The organism is Stenotrophomonas sp. JAG2, assembly GCF_041080745.1.
GTDB classification, from domain to species: domain Bacteria; phylum Pseudomonadota; class Gammaproteobacteria; order Xanthomonadales; family Xanthomonadaceae; genus Stenotrophomonas; species Stenotrophomonas maltophilia_AA.
The window spans coordinates 247,933-262,144 of sequence record NZ_JBEUMH010000006.1 but is presented as its reverse complement, the minus strand read 5'-3'; the positions used below and the strand labels follow the sequence as shown (position 1 = coordinate 262,144).

12 protein-coding genes are annotated in these 14,212 nt (G+C 65.3%); 7 read left to right on the top strand and 5 right to left on the bottom strand.

Translation table 11 applies throughout. The features are described from left to right. The first annotated feature begins 34 nt into the window (after positions 1 to 34). From AB9O74_RS10125 to AB9O74_RS10100, 6 genes are all read left to right on the top strand, one after another. Positions 35 to 253, top strand: coding sequence for a YdcH family protein (locus AB9O74_RS10125; protein ID WP_176990672.1), 219 nt, complete (start codon positions 35 to 37; stop codon positions 251 to 253). Between the two features lie 166 nt (positions 254 to 419). Further along, complete coding sequence (locus tag AB9O74_RS10120; protein WP_176990673.1) at positions 420 to 1,790, top strand: pyridoxal-phosphate dependent enzyme; 1,371 nt, start codon at positions 420 to 422, stop codon at positions 1,788 to 1,790. Between the two features lie 119 nt (positions 1,791 to 1,909). Then, a complete protein-coding gene (locus AB9O74_RS10115) occupies positions 1,910 to 3,091 on the top strand; it encodes a cystathionine gamma-synthase (RefSeq protein ID WP_369349216.1) in 1,182 nt (393 codons plus the stop codon). Between the two features lie 11 nt (positions 3,092 to 3,102). Next, positions 3,103 to 3,906, top strand: coding sequence for an ABC transporter permease (locus AB9O74_RS10110; protein ID WP_350463650.1), 804 nt, complete (start codon positions 3,103 to 3,105; stop codon positions 3,904 to 3,906). Beyond that, the gene (locus AB9O74_RS10105; protein WP_369349215.1) at positions 3,896 to 5,260 is read left to right on the top strand and encodes an ABC transporter ATP-binding protein; all 1,365 of its coding nucleotides are present in this window, start codon (positions 3,896 to 3,898) and stop codon (positions 5,258 to 5,260) included. The genes AB9O74_RS10110 and AB9O74_RS10105 overlap by 11 nt, the downstream gene beginning before the upstream one ends. Position 5,261: 1 nt before the next feature. Beyond that, positions 5,262 to 8,762 carry a glycosyltransferase gene (locus AB9O74_RS10100; protein WP_369349214.1) on the top strand — a complete coding sequence of 1,167 codons (3,501 nt, stop codon included), beginning with the start codon at positions 5,262 to 5,264 and terminating at the stop codon, positions 8,760 to 8,762. 62 nt (positions 8,763 to 8,824) lie between these two features. On the opposite strand, the gene wecB is transcribed toward AB9O74_RS10100, so the two are convergent. Continuing rightward, a complete protein-coding gene (gene wecB / locus AB9O74_RS10095; protein ID WP_369349213.1) occupies positions 8,825 to 9,955 on the bottom strand; it encodes a non-hydrolyzing UDP-N-acetylglucosamine 2-epimerase in 1,131 nt (376 codons plus the stop codon). 179 nt (positions 9,956 to 10,134) lie between these two features. On the opposite strand from wecB, the gene AB9O74_RS10090 reads away from it, so the two are divergent. Further along, complete coding sequence (locus AB9O74_RS10090) at positions 10,135 to 10,557, top strand: hypothetical protein (protein ID WP_369349212.1); 423 nt, start codon at positions 10,135 to 10,137, stop codon at positions 10,555 to 10,557. Between the two features lie 8 nt (positions 10,558 to 10,565). On the opposite strand, the gene AB9O74_RS10085 is transcribed toward AB9O74_RS10090, so the two are convergent. Genes AB9O74_RS10085 through AB9O74_RS10070 form a run of 4 tightly spaced genes read right to left on the bottom strand, consistent with a single transcriptional unit; the run spans position 10,566 to position 14,212 of the window. Then, positions 10,566 to 12,029 carry a hypothetical protein gene (locus AB9O74_RS10085; RefSeq protein WP_369349211.1) on the bottom strand — a complete coding sequence of 488 codons (1,464 nt, stop codon included), beginning with the start codon at positions 12,027 to 12,029 and terminating at the stop codon, positions 10,566 to 10,568. Positions 12,030 to 12,080: 51 nt separating this feature from the next. After that, positions 12,081 to 13,208: a dTDP-4-amino-4,6-dideoxygalactose transaminase gene (gene rffA / locus AB9O74_RS10080; RefSeq protein WP_350463644.1), complete on the bottom strand. Its 1,128-nt coding sequence runs from the start codon at positions 13,206 to 13,208 to the stop codon at positions 12,081 to 12,083. A gap of 29 nt (positions 13,209 to 13,237) precedes the next feature. Beyond that, positions 13,238 to 13,864 carry a class I SAM-dependent methyltransferase gene (locus AB9O74_RS10075; RefSeq protein WP_350463643.1) on the bottom strand — a complete coding sequence of 209 codons (627 nt, stop codon included), beginning with the start codon at positions 13,862 to 13,864 and terminating at the stop codon, positions 13,238 to 13,240. Positions 13,865 to 13,867: 3 nt separating this feature from the next. Beyond that, a complete protein-coding gene (locus AB9O74_RS10070) occupies positions 13,868 to 14,212 on the bottom strand; it encodes an EamA family transporter (protein WP_248285349.1) in 345 nt (114 codons plus the stop codon).

Genomic DNA, 14,212 nt, shown 5'->3' with positions numbered 1-14,212 from the left:
TTCTTGTTTCTGCAGAAGCGATAGGAGGTTCATCATGTTTGAAGGTCAGCCCCAGAGCGACATCGACGCACGGCGCAAGCAGGATCCGGAATTCAAGGCGCTCTACGAACGGCATCAGAAGTTGAACAAGAAGTGCATGGATGCCGAGCTGGGCGTACTTCCGATAGACCGCCTCACCCTGGGACAGATGAAGCGTGAGAAGCTGCTGGCCAAGCAGAAGCTGGAACGGATGTACGCCTCCCCCGTGCACTGACGCCTTTACCTCCACGTCTATTAGCCCCTACGTCGCGGGCGGTTCCGGTCACCTCGTCGACCGGTGCCGTCCGCGCCGCTTGATGAACGCGGCAACCTGACTTTCGCCGCCAACCGTCGGATAATCACCGGTCCGGCCGCATTGCGGCGCGAATCGATGTGAACCGATGGCAATCCACTCCTCCGTACTCGAACTCATTGGCCAGACCCCGATCGTCAAGGCCCAGCGCCTGGATACCGGCGTCTGCGAGCTTTACCTGAAGCTCGAGAGTGCCAATCCCGGAGGATCGATCAAGGACCGCATCGGCCTGTCGATGATCGAAGCCGCCGAGCAGCGGGGCGACCTCAAGCCGGGCGCGACCCTGGTCGAGGGCACCGCCGGCAACACCGGCCTGGGCCTGGCGCTGGTCGCCCAGCAGAAGGGCTACAAGCTGATCCTGGTCGTGCCGGACAAGATGAGCCGCGAGAAGATCTTCAATCTCAAGGCGATGGGTGCCGAAGTGCGCCTGACCCGGTCGGACGTGGCCAAGGGCCATCCCGAGTACTACCAGGACATGGCCAAGCGCGTGGCCGAGGAAACCCCCGGCGCATACTTCATCAACCAGTTCGGCAACCCGGACAACCCGGCCGCGCATGAGTTCGGCACCGGCCCGGAAATCCTGGCGCAGATGGACGGCGACCTGGACGCGATCGTGTTCGGTTGCGGCAGCTCGGGCACCATGACCGGCCTCTCGCGCGCCTTCGCCACCCTCTCGCCGAAGACCGAGCTGGTGCTGGCCGATCCGGTCGGCTCGATCCTGGCCGAATACATCAATGACGGCGTGCTCAACGACAAGTCGGGCAGCTGGCTGGTGGAAGGCATCGGCGAGGACTTCCTGCCCTCGATCGCCGATTTCAGCCGCGTCACCAAGGCGTACGCGATCAGCGATGCCGAGAGCTTCCACACCGCGCGCGAGCTGCTGGGCAAGGAAGGCATCCTTGGCGGCTCCTCGACCGGCACCCTGCTGGCCGCGGCGCTGAAGTACTGCAAAGAGCAGACCACCCCGAAGAAGGTGCTGGTGCTGGTCTGCGATACCGGCAACAAGTACCTCTCCAAGATGTACAACGACTACTGGATGCTGGACAACGGCTTCCTGGAGCGTCCGCAGTCCGGCGACCTGCGCGATCTGATCCTGCGCCCGTACGGCCAGCGCGACACCGTGGTGATCGGCCCGAACGACCTGCTGACCACCGCCTACCAGCGCATGAAGCTGTATGACGTCTCGCAGCTGCCGGTGATGGACGGCGACCAGTTGGTCGGCATCGTGGATGAAAGCGACGTCCTGCTGCACGTCTACGGCGACGAAGCCCGCTTCCGCGACCCGGTCGCCACCGCGATGGTCAGCAAGCTGGACCGCCTGGACGTGAAATCCCCGATCGAGGCCCTGCTGCCGGTGTTCGACCGTGGCCAGGTCGCCATCGTCATGGACGGCGCCAACTTCCTCGGCCTGATCACCCGCATCGACCTGCTGAACTACCTGCGCCGGCGCGTACAGTAAGCGTCTGTGTCGCAATGAACCCATGTTTATCCGCGTCAACGGCCGATTAAGCCGCCGCTGATAGACTTCCGCTCCTTTTGCGGGGGCCCCTGTCGGGGCTCCCCTTGCCGGGAAACAACATGTCCGATCACGCTTCCTCCGGGCACGGCGAACGCCCGCTCGCGCTGGCCACGCTGGCCATCCACGGCGGCCAATCGCCGGATCCGAGCACCGGCGCGGTGATGCCGCCGATCTATGCGACCTCCACCTACGCCCAGTCCAGCCCCGGCGAGCACCAGGGCTTCGAGTACTCGCGTACCCACAATCCCACCCGTTTCGCCTACGAGCGTTGCGTGGCCTCCCTGGAAGGCGGCAGCCGCGGTTACGCGTTCGCCTCGGGCATGGCCGCCAGCTCCACGGTGATGGAGCTGCTGGATGCCGGCAGCCACGTGGTGGCGATGGACGACATCTACGGCGGCACCTTCCGCCTGTTCGAGCGCGTGCGTAAGCGCACCGCCGGCCTGCAGTTCAGCTTCGTCGATCTGACCGACCTGGCCGCGTTCGAAGCCTCGATCACCCCGCAGACCAAGATGGTCTGGATCGAGACCCCGACCAACCCGATGCTGAAGATCGTGGACATCGCCGCGGTGGCCGCCATCGCCAAGCGCCACGGGCTGCTGGTGGTGGTCGACAACACCTTCGCCTCGCCGATGCTGCAGCGTCCGCTGGAGCAGGGCGCGGACCTGGTCCTGCACTCGGCCACCAAGTACCTCAACGGGCACTCGGACATGGTCGGTGGCATGGTCGTGGTCGGCGACAACGCCGAGCTGGCCGAGCAGATGGCCTTCCTGCAGAACTCGATCGGCGCCGTCCAGGGCCCGTTCGACAGCTTCCTGGCCCTGCGCGGCCTGAAGACCCTGCCGCTGCGCATGAAGGCGCATTGCGCCAACGCGCTTGCCCTGGCCCAGTGGCTGGAAAAGCATCCGGCTGTCGAGAAAGTCATTTACCCCGGCCTGACCTCGCACCCGCAGCATGAGCTGGCGACGCGCCAGATGAACGGCTACGGCGGCATCGTCTCGATCGTCCTCAAGGGCGGTTTCGAGGCGGCCAAGCGTTTCTGCGAGAAGACCGAACTGTTCACCCTGGCCGAATCGCTCGGTGGCGTGGAAAGTCTGGTCAACCATCCCGCGGTGATGACGCATGCCTCGATCCCGGTGGAGCGCCGCGAAAAGCTGGGCATCAGCGATGCGCTGGTGCGGCTGAGCGTCGGGGTGGAGGAACTGGGCGATCTGCAGGTCGATCTGGAGCGGGCACTTCAGTGAAGGGGCGCGACATGAATGATCGCCGGTCACTGGCGACGCGGCTGAGCTTGGCCTGGGAGATGGCCAAGCGGGACGTGTTCGCCCGCTACAAGGGATCGGTGGTCGGACTTGCCTGGTCGTTCTTCTACCCGGTGCTGATGCTCGGCGTGTACACGTTCGTGTTCGGGGTGATCTTCCGGTCGCGCTGGACGGCGGCACCGGGTGAGACGCCGCTGACGTCCGAGTTCGCGCTGATCCTGTTTTCCGGCCTGGTCGTCTATGGCTTCTTCTCCGAATGCTTGAACAAGGCACCGGGGCTGATCACGGCCAACGCCCAGTTCGTCAAGAAGGTGGTATTTCCCCTGGAAGTGCTGCCGGTCTCCACGGCCCTGTCGGCGCTGTTCCACATGCTGGTCAGCCTGCTGGTGCTGCTGATCGCCATGCTCCTGCTGAAGGGAAGCGTGCCGGCAACGGCCGTGGCGTTCCCCGTGGTGGTGATGCCGCTGCTGCTGGCGACGCTGGGCTGCACCTGGCTGTTCTCCGCACTGGGCGTGTACCTGCGCGATCTCGGGCAGGTGATGCCGCTGGTGACCACGATGCTGCTGTTCCTGTCGCCGGTGTTCTATCCGATCACCGCCGTTCCAGCGTCCTTCCGGCGCATCGTGGAACTCAATCCGATCACAGGCGTGATGGATGGCGTGCGCGATACCCTGATCTTCGGGCATTGGCCCGATCCGCGGCTGCTGCTGTGGCAGTTCGCCGTAGGCCTGGCGATCATGCTGGTCGGGTTCGTGGTATTCCAATACGTGCGCCGAGGTTTTGCCGATGTCATCTGATCCGCTCATCAAGGTGCGCGGCCTCGGCAAGCGCTATGACATGTTCGCCAAGCCTGTCGATCGACTGGTGCAGTTGATCGCGGACCCGGTGCGGCGCGGGCTGCGCATGGCGCCCATGCAGCACAGCAAGGAAGTGTGGGCGCTGCGCAACGTCAGCTTCGAGGTGCCGCGCGGTGAAGCCCTGGGCGTGATGGGGCGCAACGGGTCCGGCAAGAGCACCATGCTGCAGATGCTCTGCGGGACGCTGACGCCTACGGAAGGCGAAGTGGAGGTGCGCGGCCGCATCGCGGCGCTGCTCGAGCTTGGCGCGGGATTCAATCCGGAATTCACCGGCCGCGAGAATGTCTTCCTCAATGGCCGTCTGCTTGGCCTGGAGCAGTCCCAGATCGAAGCGCGCTTCGATGACATCTGTGCATTCGCCGATATCGGCCAGTACGTGGACGAGCCTACCAAGACCTACTCCAGCGGCATGTTCGTCCGTCTGGCATTTGCCGTGGCCACGTCCGTCGATGCAGACGTGCTGGTGGTGGATGAGGCGCTGGCGGTCGGCGACGCGCGTTTCCAGGCGCGCTGCATGAAACGCATCCGCGCGATCCAGGATGATGGTGCGTCGGTGCTGTTCGTCAGTCACGACGTTGCCGCGGTGCGCACCTTGTGCCAGCGCGCGCTGTGGCTGGATCGGGGGGTGATGAAGGAGCTGGGACCGGTCCTCCAGGTCAGCTCACGGTACATGGAAGCGATCTTTGCCGACGATCCCGATGCGCTGCACGTGCCCGTGGGTGCTGCCGCGGACGGCGAGGTCGGCGTCGCGCCATTGGTCGACGGCGACGCGGGCACGCTCGACATGCCGGTCGAGGCGGCCGTCATTCCCGCGCTGGCCGCGGCCAGCCGGGAGAAGCCGCTCGCGCATTGGGGTCAGCAGATCGGGTTGATCCACGCGGTCACGCTGAAGAACGCCGCCGGTCGGGAAACCGAGTTGATGGAGTGGGGTCAGCAGTGCCGCATCGGGCTGGTGGTGACACTGCCCGAGGATTACTCGCCCGATACCTTCTGCGTTGCATTCTCGATCAAAGACCTGCGCGGGCACGACATCGTGGTGTCCAGCACGGCCGATACCGATGTCGCCCTGCCTGCCCATTGGCACCCGGGCAAGGTGGTGGAGATCGAATTCTCGTTCGAGAACGGGCTGGTGGAAGGCAAGTATTTCCTGGTGGCGGCGGCGGAGAAACGCGTCGGCCCCGTCGTGGAGTACTACGAGTACATCGAAGGCGTCCGCTACTTCTCTGTAGCCAGTTCCATCCGCCATTTCGGCATCTATCAGCCGAAGATCGAACACCAGTTCAAGGAGTCCTAGCGTGTCTGAGACTGTCATCAATTCCAAGGGCTACTGGAACGAGCGCTTCGGCGACGACTGGGAGGACCTTGGTGGGCGCGAACAATCGCGCTTCTTCGGCGCTGTGGCCCTGCAGATGTTGCCGGCGTGGCTGGTCCAGGCCAGCAACCGGCAGCAGTTGAGCTGGTGCGACTGGGGCTGCGCGCTTGGCGATGGCACCAATGAAATCGCCCAAGGCATGCCCGGGACGACGTTCACCGGCGTGGACTTCTCTGCGGTCGCCATTGCCGATGCCGCGGAGCGCTTCCCGGGTCAGCAGTTCATCAGCGAAGACTGGCTGGCCCCCGGCGCCACCCCGGCGGTCAACCGCTTCGATGTCCTGTTCAGCTCCAATACGCTGGAACATTTCCACACCCCCTGGGACGTGCTTGCGACCATCGCGCCGCAGGCGCGGCACTGCATCGTGCTGATGCTGCCGTACCGCGAGCGACATCGCATCGAGGAGCACCATGCCTCCTTCATGCCCGACAACATCCCGCAGCAGATCGGTGGCAAGGTGCTGGTGCATGCGCAGGTGCGCGATACCCGCCATGACCATCCCTGCTTCTGGCCGGGCGAGCAGATCATGCTCGTCTGGGCCGATCCCGCCTGGCTGGCGGCCGAAGGTCTGCACCTGAGCGACCTGATGCTCGACCAGGAGCCGGGAAGCCCGCTGGAGTCGCTGTCCACGTCGGCCGTGGCGCTCGCCCATGCGCTGAGCAACGGGTTGGCGACCGTGCGCAGCCACGTGCCGGCCGACCCCTCGCAGGTCGCCATGCTCGACCAGATCCGCACTGACCTGGACCGTTGGCAGATGATCCGCGATGCCACCGCCGGTTCGACCGGCCCGGCATGGAGCGAAGACCAGCAAGCGCGCGATCGGCGCGACGCGGAACTGCTCGGTCAGGCCCTGGCCGCGTTGGCCCCGCTGTTGACCGGCAGCGCACTGCTCGATCGCCTGCACGTCGCGGTAGAGGATCTGTCCAGCCGGCAGGACGCACTGCACCAGGCAACGCTGAGCGAAAGCGAGCGCCGCGAACGCGATCAGGATCGCCAGCAGAAGAGCCTGGCCGAGATCGACATCGTGCGACGCCAGGCCGAACAGGCACTGGCCGAAGCGGACGCGATCCGACAGCAGGCGGCCGAGTCCCGCGCGCAGGCGGACCACAGCCTGGGGACCACGCTGCGCCTGGGTGAAGAGATCGTGGCATTGCTGGGCCCGTCGGTCGGCTCCCATCTCGACGCCATCTCGGGCAAGGCCGATGCGTCCCAGGACGTGCAGCTGCAGCGGTTGCGCATGAGGCTGCTGGCGATGGACCAGGAACTCGACAAGGTCTATTCGAGCACTTCGTGGCGGGTGACCACCCCGATCCGCGTGGTGCGCCGTCTCCTGTCCAGCCCGAAGCAGGAGCTTCGCAATCTGCTCGGGCGTGCGCCCCGGTCGGTGCAGGGCGCTGCGCGCTTCGGGCTGCGCACGCTGCGCACCGGGCGGGTGGATCCGTCCGACAAGGCGAGGCTGATCGAGTTGATGTGGCCATCGCCGCAGGTCAACGTCACCGACCCGCTGGCGGCGGTGGACTATTCGCATCTGCCGCCGCTGGCTGCGCTGGATGAGCAGGGCACGGATGTGTTCATCTGGTCCGTCATCGACTGGACGTTCCGCACCCAGCGGCCGCAACACCTCGCCATGGCGCTGGCGGCCAAGGGGCATCGCGTCTTCTATGTGTCCAACAATTTCGTGGACGCAGGCCAGCCCGGTTTCAAGGTCGATGCGCTCGACGATAGTGGTCGCCTGTTCCAGATCCACCTGAACCTGTCCGGCGCGCCGCAGATCTATCACGCCATGCCGGACCAGGACCAGGTGGCGGCCATCACCGCCAGCCTGGCCTCGTTGCTGGGTTGGACGCGTTCGATCCGCTGCATGTCGTTCGTACAGCATCCCTATTGGCTCGAACCGGCGCAGTCGCTGCCCAATGCCAAGCTGGTGTATGACTGCATGGATCACCACGGAGGCTTCGAAGACAACGCCGAAGGCATCCTGGGAGGCGAACGTTCGTTGATCCAGCAGGCGGACCTGCTGGTGGTGACGTCGCAATGGCTGCACGATGAGCTCAGCCCGCAGGCGAAGAACATTGCGATGGTGCGCAACGCCACCGAGTACGAGCATTTCTGCACGCGCCCGCAGAAGGTGTTCAGCGACGCGAAGGGACGGCGGATCATCGGTTACTACGGTGCCATCGCCGAATGGTTCGACGTCGAGCTGCTGCGCCGCATTGCGCTGGATAATCCCGAGGCGCTGGTGCTGATGATCGGGCGGGACACCGCGAACGTGTCGTCCCAGGTCGGGGATATCGCCAACATCCGTTTCATCGGTGAGGTCCCTTACGCCGAGCTGCCTTACTGGCTGCATGCATTCGACGTATGCCTGCTGCCGTTCAAGGTGATTCCGCTGACGCTGGCGACCAACCCGGTGAAGGTCTACGAGTACCTCAGCGCGGGCAAAGCGGTGGTGTCGGTCGACCTGCCGGAGCTGTCCCAGTTCGAAGGCCTGGTGCGACTGGCCGACGACCACGACGGTTTCCTTGCCGAGGTGAAACAGGCGTTGGCAGAGGACCGCGATGACGCGGCCCTGCGCCAGCCGCGCCAGGCGTTTGCCAGCAGGCAGACCTGGCAGCACCGTGCGGAAGCGCTGGACCAGGCGCTGTCGTCCATCGACGAGCCGCTGATCAGCATCGTCGTGTTGACCTACAACAATCTTGACTACACCCGGCAATGCCTGCACAGCCTGGAGACCTATACGGACTACGACAACGTCGAAGTGATCGTGGTCGACAACGCTTCCTCAGACGAAAGCCCTGCATTCCTTGCGGCATGGGCAGAGGCGGGCCCGCGTCGGCGTTTCATCGCCAACGAGGCCAACCTTGGTTTCTCGGCGGGCAACAATGTCGGGCTCCGGGTTGCCAAGGGCGAGTACCTGGTCATGCTCAACAACGATACGTATGTCACCCCGGGTTGGCTGCGGACGCTGCGCAACCAGATCCGTCGGCATCCGCAGGCCGGCCTGGTGGGCCCGGTCACCAACAACATCGGCAACGAAGCCAAGATCGACATCGCCTACGACACGATGGAAGAGATGGTCGAACGCGCGGGTGTGTATACGCGCGCGCATGCGGGCCAGAGCTTCCCGGTCCAGACCAGCGCCTTCTTCTGCGTGATGATCTCGCGTCAGGCCTACGAGCTCGTGGGCGGACTGGATGAGCAGTTCGGTGTGGGCTTCTTCGAGGACGACGATTACTGCCGCCGGCTGGAGCAGAACGGTCTGCAGCGACTCTGTGTCGAGGATGCCTTCGTCCATCATCAGCTGTCCGCAAGCTTCAACAAGCTCAAGGCGGAAGTGAAGCAGAAACTGTTTGAACAGAACAAGGCGCTGTACGAAGCCAAATGGGGGCCGTGGACGCCCCATGGCTATCGCGCGCGCCGGTAACACTGCATCCGCGACACCTGTCCTGCCGAAGCAGGGCAGGTGTCCTCATCCGGAGAGCTGGATCAGCCGGCAGCAACCCGTTTTGCGATCTGCATGGCCGCCGTGCCATTGCCATACGGATTGTGGATGCGGGAGAACCGCGCATAGGCGGTCGGGTCGTCCAGCAACCGGGTCGCTTCGCCGACGATGCGGGCGGCATCGGTACCGACCAGTATCACCGTTCCGGCTTCAACGGCCTCCGGGCGCTCGGTCACGTCCCGCATCACCAGCACGGGCTTGCCCAACGAGGGCGCTTCTTCCTGCACGCCGCCGGAATCGGTGATGAGCAGATGCGCACGCGACATCAGGTACACGAACGGCAGGTAGTCCTGCGGTGGGATCAGGCTGATGGCCGGATGGTCGGCCAGCAGTCGTTTCACCGGCTCCTGCACGTTGGGATTGAGGTGCACCGGGTAGACGACCTGTGTGTCGCCGCGTTCGGCCAGCTCGCGCAGTGCCGTGCAGATCTGCTCGAAACCATCGCCGAAGTTCTCGCGGCGATGCCCGGTGACCAGCACCAGCTTCTTGCTCTCATCCAGGAACGGGAACCGCGCGGCCAGTTCGGCGCTGAGGGCGGCGTCGGCTTCGATGCGCGCGGTGACCTGCAGCAGCGCGTCGATGACGGTGTTGCCGGTGACTTCGATGCGCGCCTCGTCGATGTTCTCGCGCCGCAGGTTTTCCCGCGCGCGCTCGGTGGGCGCGAAGTGCAGCGACGTCAGCGGCGCGGTGAGGCAGCGGTTGCCTTCCTCGGGCCAGGGCGCATAGATGTCGCCGGTCCGCAGGCCCGCTTCAACGTGCCCAACGGGTACCCGGTTGTAGAACGCCGCCAAGGCCGAGGCCAGCGTGGTGCTGGTATCGCCATGGACGAGAACGAGGTCGGGCGCATGGCGGGCAATCACATCGCACATGCCCATCAGGATCTTGCTGAACAGCCCCTGCAGCGTCTGCCCCGGCTCCATCACATCCAGGTCTTCGTCGGGCGTGATGCCGAAAAGATCCAGGACCTGGTCGAGCATCTGCCGATGCTGGGCGGTCACCACGACGATGGGCTCCACGCCCGGGGTCAGGCGCAATGCTTCGACGACGGGGGCCATCTTGATGGCTTCAGGGCGGGTACCGAACACCACCAGCACTTTCTTCGGCGTTTGCTTCATCGATGTTCCTCGATCATGGAGCAGAGCGGCGCAGCGCAGCCGCGGGCATGGACGTGGAATTATCCCAGAACACCGCGATGATGTTCGTCCCGGGCTGCACCTTCGTTCAGCGCAGGCGCTGCGCTGTCGCCCCTGCCTTGACCCCCGGCTAGAATGGCCATCTTTGGCCGGAGACGCTCATGATTCACGGTAGGCGCGTACTGCTGTTCGGGGTGCTGTTGTTGAGCGCCTGCCAGCGCCCGCCGGCGGACGCTTCGGCGGTGGGATACCGGGTGGTGGACGAGGGCCGGGCCCACGGCAACTGCGTGGTCTGCGTCCAGCCAACGGCGACACCGGCTTGCATCGACGGTGGGCAGGCGGCCCAGATCCAATGGCACGTGCCGTCGGCGGACGACGCCCAGGCCGTGCGGATCGAGGTCCGGCGCGCCGACCAGTCCATCCTGGAGGTGGCCACCGGGCCGTCCGCGGGGCAGGCGGCGCTTCCCGTACCGGTGCTGCCGACGGATCGGATCAGCGTCGTCAGTGCCGGCACGGGCGCGGAGCTTGCCTTCACTCGTGTTGCCGAGCCGACAGGCTGCGCGCTGCCGCCTGCGGATCACTGAGCGGACCCTCAGGGGGCGGGCGCATCCACCAGTTCGACCGGGCCCGCGTCCGCGTCGAGTGACTCCATGGAATAGCGCTCCAGCATCCGCGTGGAGAACGCATTGAGCTGGTGGTCGCGGAGCAGCGAGATCGAGCGGACCTGCTCGTCCCGGTCGGCCTGGCAGATCACCAGCGTGGGAGCGCAGGAGGCCAGCCGCACGGTGGGATCCTTGCCGAGCAGGATCATCTCGCGCCCCATGTTGTTGCCGTAGTTCTGTACGTACACCGCGTCTGCCCAGGTCACCTTGGACAAGGGCCACTGGATCGCGACCAACGCAAGCAGGCCCAGGCCCACCAGCGTCCGCTGGGGCCAGCGCCACGCCGACCAGTCGGCGCCTGCGGCCATCAACGTGACCGCGACGGTGCCCAACTGGTACAGCATCAGGTAGCGCTGCTGGAACACGTAGTCCGGCCCGAACATCGACACCCGGCCGATGACGATGCCGGCGACGGCCCCGTAGCAGAACAGCATCAGGGTCACGGCGATGAACTGGGTGCGGTTCCATGCATCGCGCCATGCCCGCCACCAGAACCAGGCGTGCGCCGCGACGACCGCCAGTCCGGCGGCCCGATGCAGCAGCTCGGCCTTGGCGGGCACGTAGAACTGCAGGGCAGGGCGATCGGAAATGGACAGCGCGGCAATGGACAGGACCATCTGCTGCAGCCGCTCGGCGCCGAAGCCACGCAACGCCGAGAGCGCCGACGGCCCTGCCGCCGCGTCGGCGAGATGGGGATGCAGGTAGAAGCGGCTCGCCAACCCGTACGCGACCACGGACACCGCCACGACGGCGACCACGGCCGCGGTGCGCCGCCAACCGGCGCCCCGCTGTTTGGCTTCAAGGATCAGCAGCGCAAGGGCGATGCTGATCGCGCAGATCAACGCGGCGCTGTCGAGCGTGAAGGCCACCGCTGCCGCCACAAGCCACAGCGCCAGCCAGCGTCCGTGCCGGACCGCGTGCCAGCTGGCCATGGCAAGCCCGATCAACGCCAGGGGACCCAGGTAGCCCAGGGTCACCAGCGACCAGTTGAAGACCATGCCGCCACTGAGCGAGACGAAGCTCGCGGCCGAGGCGGTCATCGGCAGGATCCACCACGCACCCCGGTCCCGATCGCGGTTGTCGCAGCGGGCGGCATGCAGCATCAGCAACCAGGCGGCCGCGGCAATGGCGAGCCCCATGTAGGACTCGATCACGAAGTCCAGATCGAACGACTCCGCATTCCACAGCAGCAACAGCTTCTGGATCGGCTGGGCGTGGTCATCCGCGCTGCGCTTGATGTACAGATCCTGCAGCGTTACACCGCCGTGGTAGTGCTTCTGCAGGAAGGCATCGATGAAATACCAGCCATCGGAGGTGACAAACGGAATGCTCGCGTAGGAGATGTACATCGCGGCGTTGATGAAGGCCGCGCTGGCCATGACGATGACGACCATGGTGGGCCAGTCGAACGCCGGCTTCCGGGAAAACGCCTGAATGTGCATCTCTCAGCCGACCAATGCCCTGTCGGCCGCAGCGAGGATCTCAGGGAGGTGGTCTTCCACGCCGATCCATAGCGGCATTCTCACCAGGCGCTGGCTGATGTCATCGGTGACCGACATGTCCGAACCGGTCCGGCCGTGCGCCAGTCCCGCCGGCGAGGAATGCAGCGGAATGTAATGGAACACCGCCTGCACGCCGTGCTCCCTCAGGTCCTGGATGAACCGGGTACGGATCTCCAGCGACGGCAGCAGCATGTAATACATGTGTGCGTTGTGGGTGCAATGCGCCGGAATCGTGGGGCGGGTGAGCAGCCCTGCGGCCTCATGGGCTTCGGCCCAAGCGTGGTAGCGGTCCCAGATGGCCAGGCGGCGCTCGGTGATGTCCTCTGCCGCATCCATCTGCGCGGAGAGGAAGGCGGCCGTGATCTCGCCCGGAAGGAACGAGGAACCCACGTCCACCCACGTGTACTTGTCGACCTGGCCGCGGAAGAACCTGCTGCGGTTGGTGCCCTTCTCACGGATGATCTCCGCGCGCTCGGCATGCGTGCTGTCGCGGCAGAGCAGCGCCCCGCCTTCGCCGGAAATGATGTTCTTGGTCTCGTGGAAGCTCAGGGCGCCCAGGTCGCCGAGCGTACCCAGCGGGCGTCCCTTGTAGCTGGACATGATGCCCTGTGCGGCATCTTCCACCACGGCCAGGCCATGGCGTGCCGCGATCGCCAGGATCGTATCCATCTCGCACGAGACGCCTGCGTAATGCACCACGCAGATGGCCTTGGTACGGGGCGTGATGGCGGCTTCGATCAGCGCCTCGTCGATGTTCAGGGTGTCGGCGCGGATATCCACGAAGACCGGCACCGCGCCGCGCAGCACGAAGGCGTTGGAGGTCGACACGAAGGTGTAGGACGGCATGATCACTTCATCGCCCGGCACCAGGTCCAGCAGCAGGGCCGCCATCTCGAGGGCCGCGGTGCAGGAGTGGGTCAGCAGGGAACTGCTGGCACCGGTCCGCTCGGTCAGCCAGGCGTTGCACTGCTTGGTGAACGGACCATCTCCGCTGAGGTGGCCATTGGCATGGGCGTGGGTGATGTTCACCAGCTCTTGGCCGGTCATGTAGGGCTTGTTGAACGGAATCACTGGTGCTCCTGATCGCGGCTGGGCGGGGCCTAGCGCACGCATTCCATGATGTAGTGTGTATACGGTACGTAAAGCATATCGTCTCTGACCTGGCCCTTCACCGCGCCGAATTCAGCCTCGGCCAGGGCCTGGTAGGCCGCCGGCGTGCGGATGCTCTGGCCCCGGTCACGGGCGATCAGGGCCCGCGCGATGGGCGACTGGCCATCGATATAGGTACCGTCCAGCGAGATGAAGCGGCCGCCCGGTTTCAAGGCGGCGTGCGCGGTGCGCATCAGGGCGCGCGCGCGATCATCATCCAGGTGGTGCAGGATGCCGATCGCCAGCACCAGATCGGCGCCCTGTTCCTCGGTGCCGGCAACGCGGTACTCCGCGACGTCCATGCACTCGAAGCGCGCGTGGGCGCCGTGCCGTTGCCGGGCCGCGGCGATGTAGTCCTCGGACAGATCGAATCCCACGTAACGCAGTCCCGCCGGCATCTGGCTGAACAACTCACCGGTGCCGCAGCCGATGTCGAGGATGCGGTCGCCGGTGCGTGGGCGGATGTGATCCCGGATCAATCTGGCGCGGGATCGCTTGGCGCCGAGTAGATTCTGCAGCAGATCGTAGACTTTCGGATGCGACAGTACAGCGTGCAAACCATCGGTCTTCTGCGACATGATTCAGGCCCCTGAGCGTGATAGCACGATGACCCCGAGGATGATCAGGGCAGTGCCCGCGATCTTATGTGAGTCGAAGGACTCCCGGAAGAGCAGGACCGTCAGCACCGCGACCAGCGGGAAGCTCAGTGCCGTGAAGGGATAGGCCTTGCTCAGCGGCATCCGGCTGATCGCGGCCATCCAGCACAACGAGGCCCCGAACGCGGCCGCGAAGGCGCTGATCACCCACGGATTCAGCAGCAGGGTGATGATGGCACGCGGGTTGAGGCCGTCGATGGTCGCCCCGGGGTTGAGCCCGACCTGCCATTTCAGGGTGATCTGACCGTAAACGGTCAGCAGGATGGTCAT

Bases quoted from the DNA above. Each gene is read 5' to 3' on its own strand.
- AB9O74_RS10125 (WP_176990672.1), top strand. From the start codon at position 35: ATGTTTGAAGGTCAGCCCCAGAGCGACATCGACGCACGGCGCAAGCAG.
- AB9O74_RS10105 (WP_369349215.1), top strand. From the start codon at position 3,896: ATGTCATCTGATCCGCTCATCAAGGTGCGCGGCCTCGGCAAGCGCTAT.
- AB9O74_RS10085 (WP_369349211.1), bottom strand. From the start codon at position 12,029: ATGGTCGTCATCGTCATGGCCAGCGCGGCCTTCATCAACGCCGCGATG.
- AB9O74_RS10110 (WP_350463650.1), top strand. From the start codon at position 3,103: ATGAATGATCGCCGGTCACTGGCGACGCGGCTGAGCTTGGCCTGGGAG.
- AB9O74_RS10075 (WP_350463643.1), bottom strand. From the start codon at position 13,864: ATGTCGCAGAAGACCGATGGTTTGCACGCTGTACTGTCGCATCCGAAA.
- AB9O74_RS10070 (WP_248285349.1), bottom strand. From the start codon at position 14,212: ATGACCATCCTGCTGACCGTTTACGGTCAGATCACCCTGAAATGGCAG.
- AB9O74_RS10115 (WP_369349216.1), top strand. From the start codon at position 1,910: ATGTCCGATCACGCTTCCTCCGGGCACGGCGAACGCCCGCTCGCGCTG.
- AB9O74_RS10120 (WP_176990673.1), top strand. From the start codon at position 420: ATGGCAATCCACTCCTCCGTACTCGAACTCATTGGCCAGACCCCGATC.
- wecB (WP_369349213.1), bottom strand. From the start codon at position 9,955: ATGAAGCAAACGCCGAAGAAAGTGCTGGTGGTGTTCGGTACCCGCCCT.
- AB9O74_RS10090 (WP_369349212.1), top strand. From the start codon at position 10,135: ATGATTCACGGTAGGCGCGTACTGCTGTTCGGGGTGCTGTTGTTGAGC.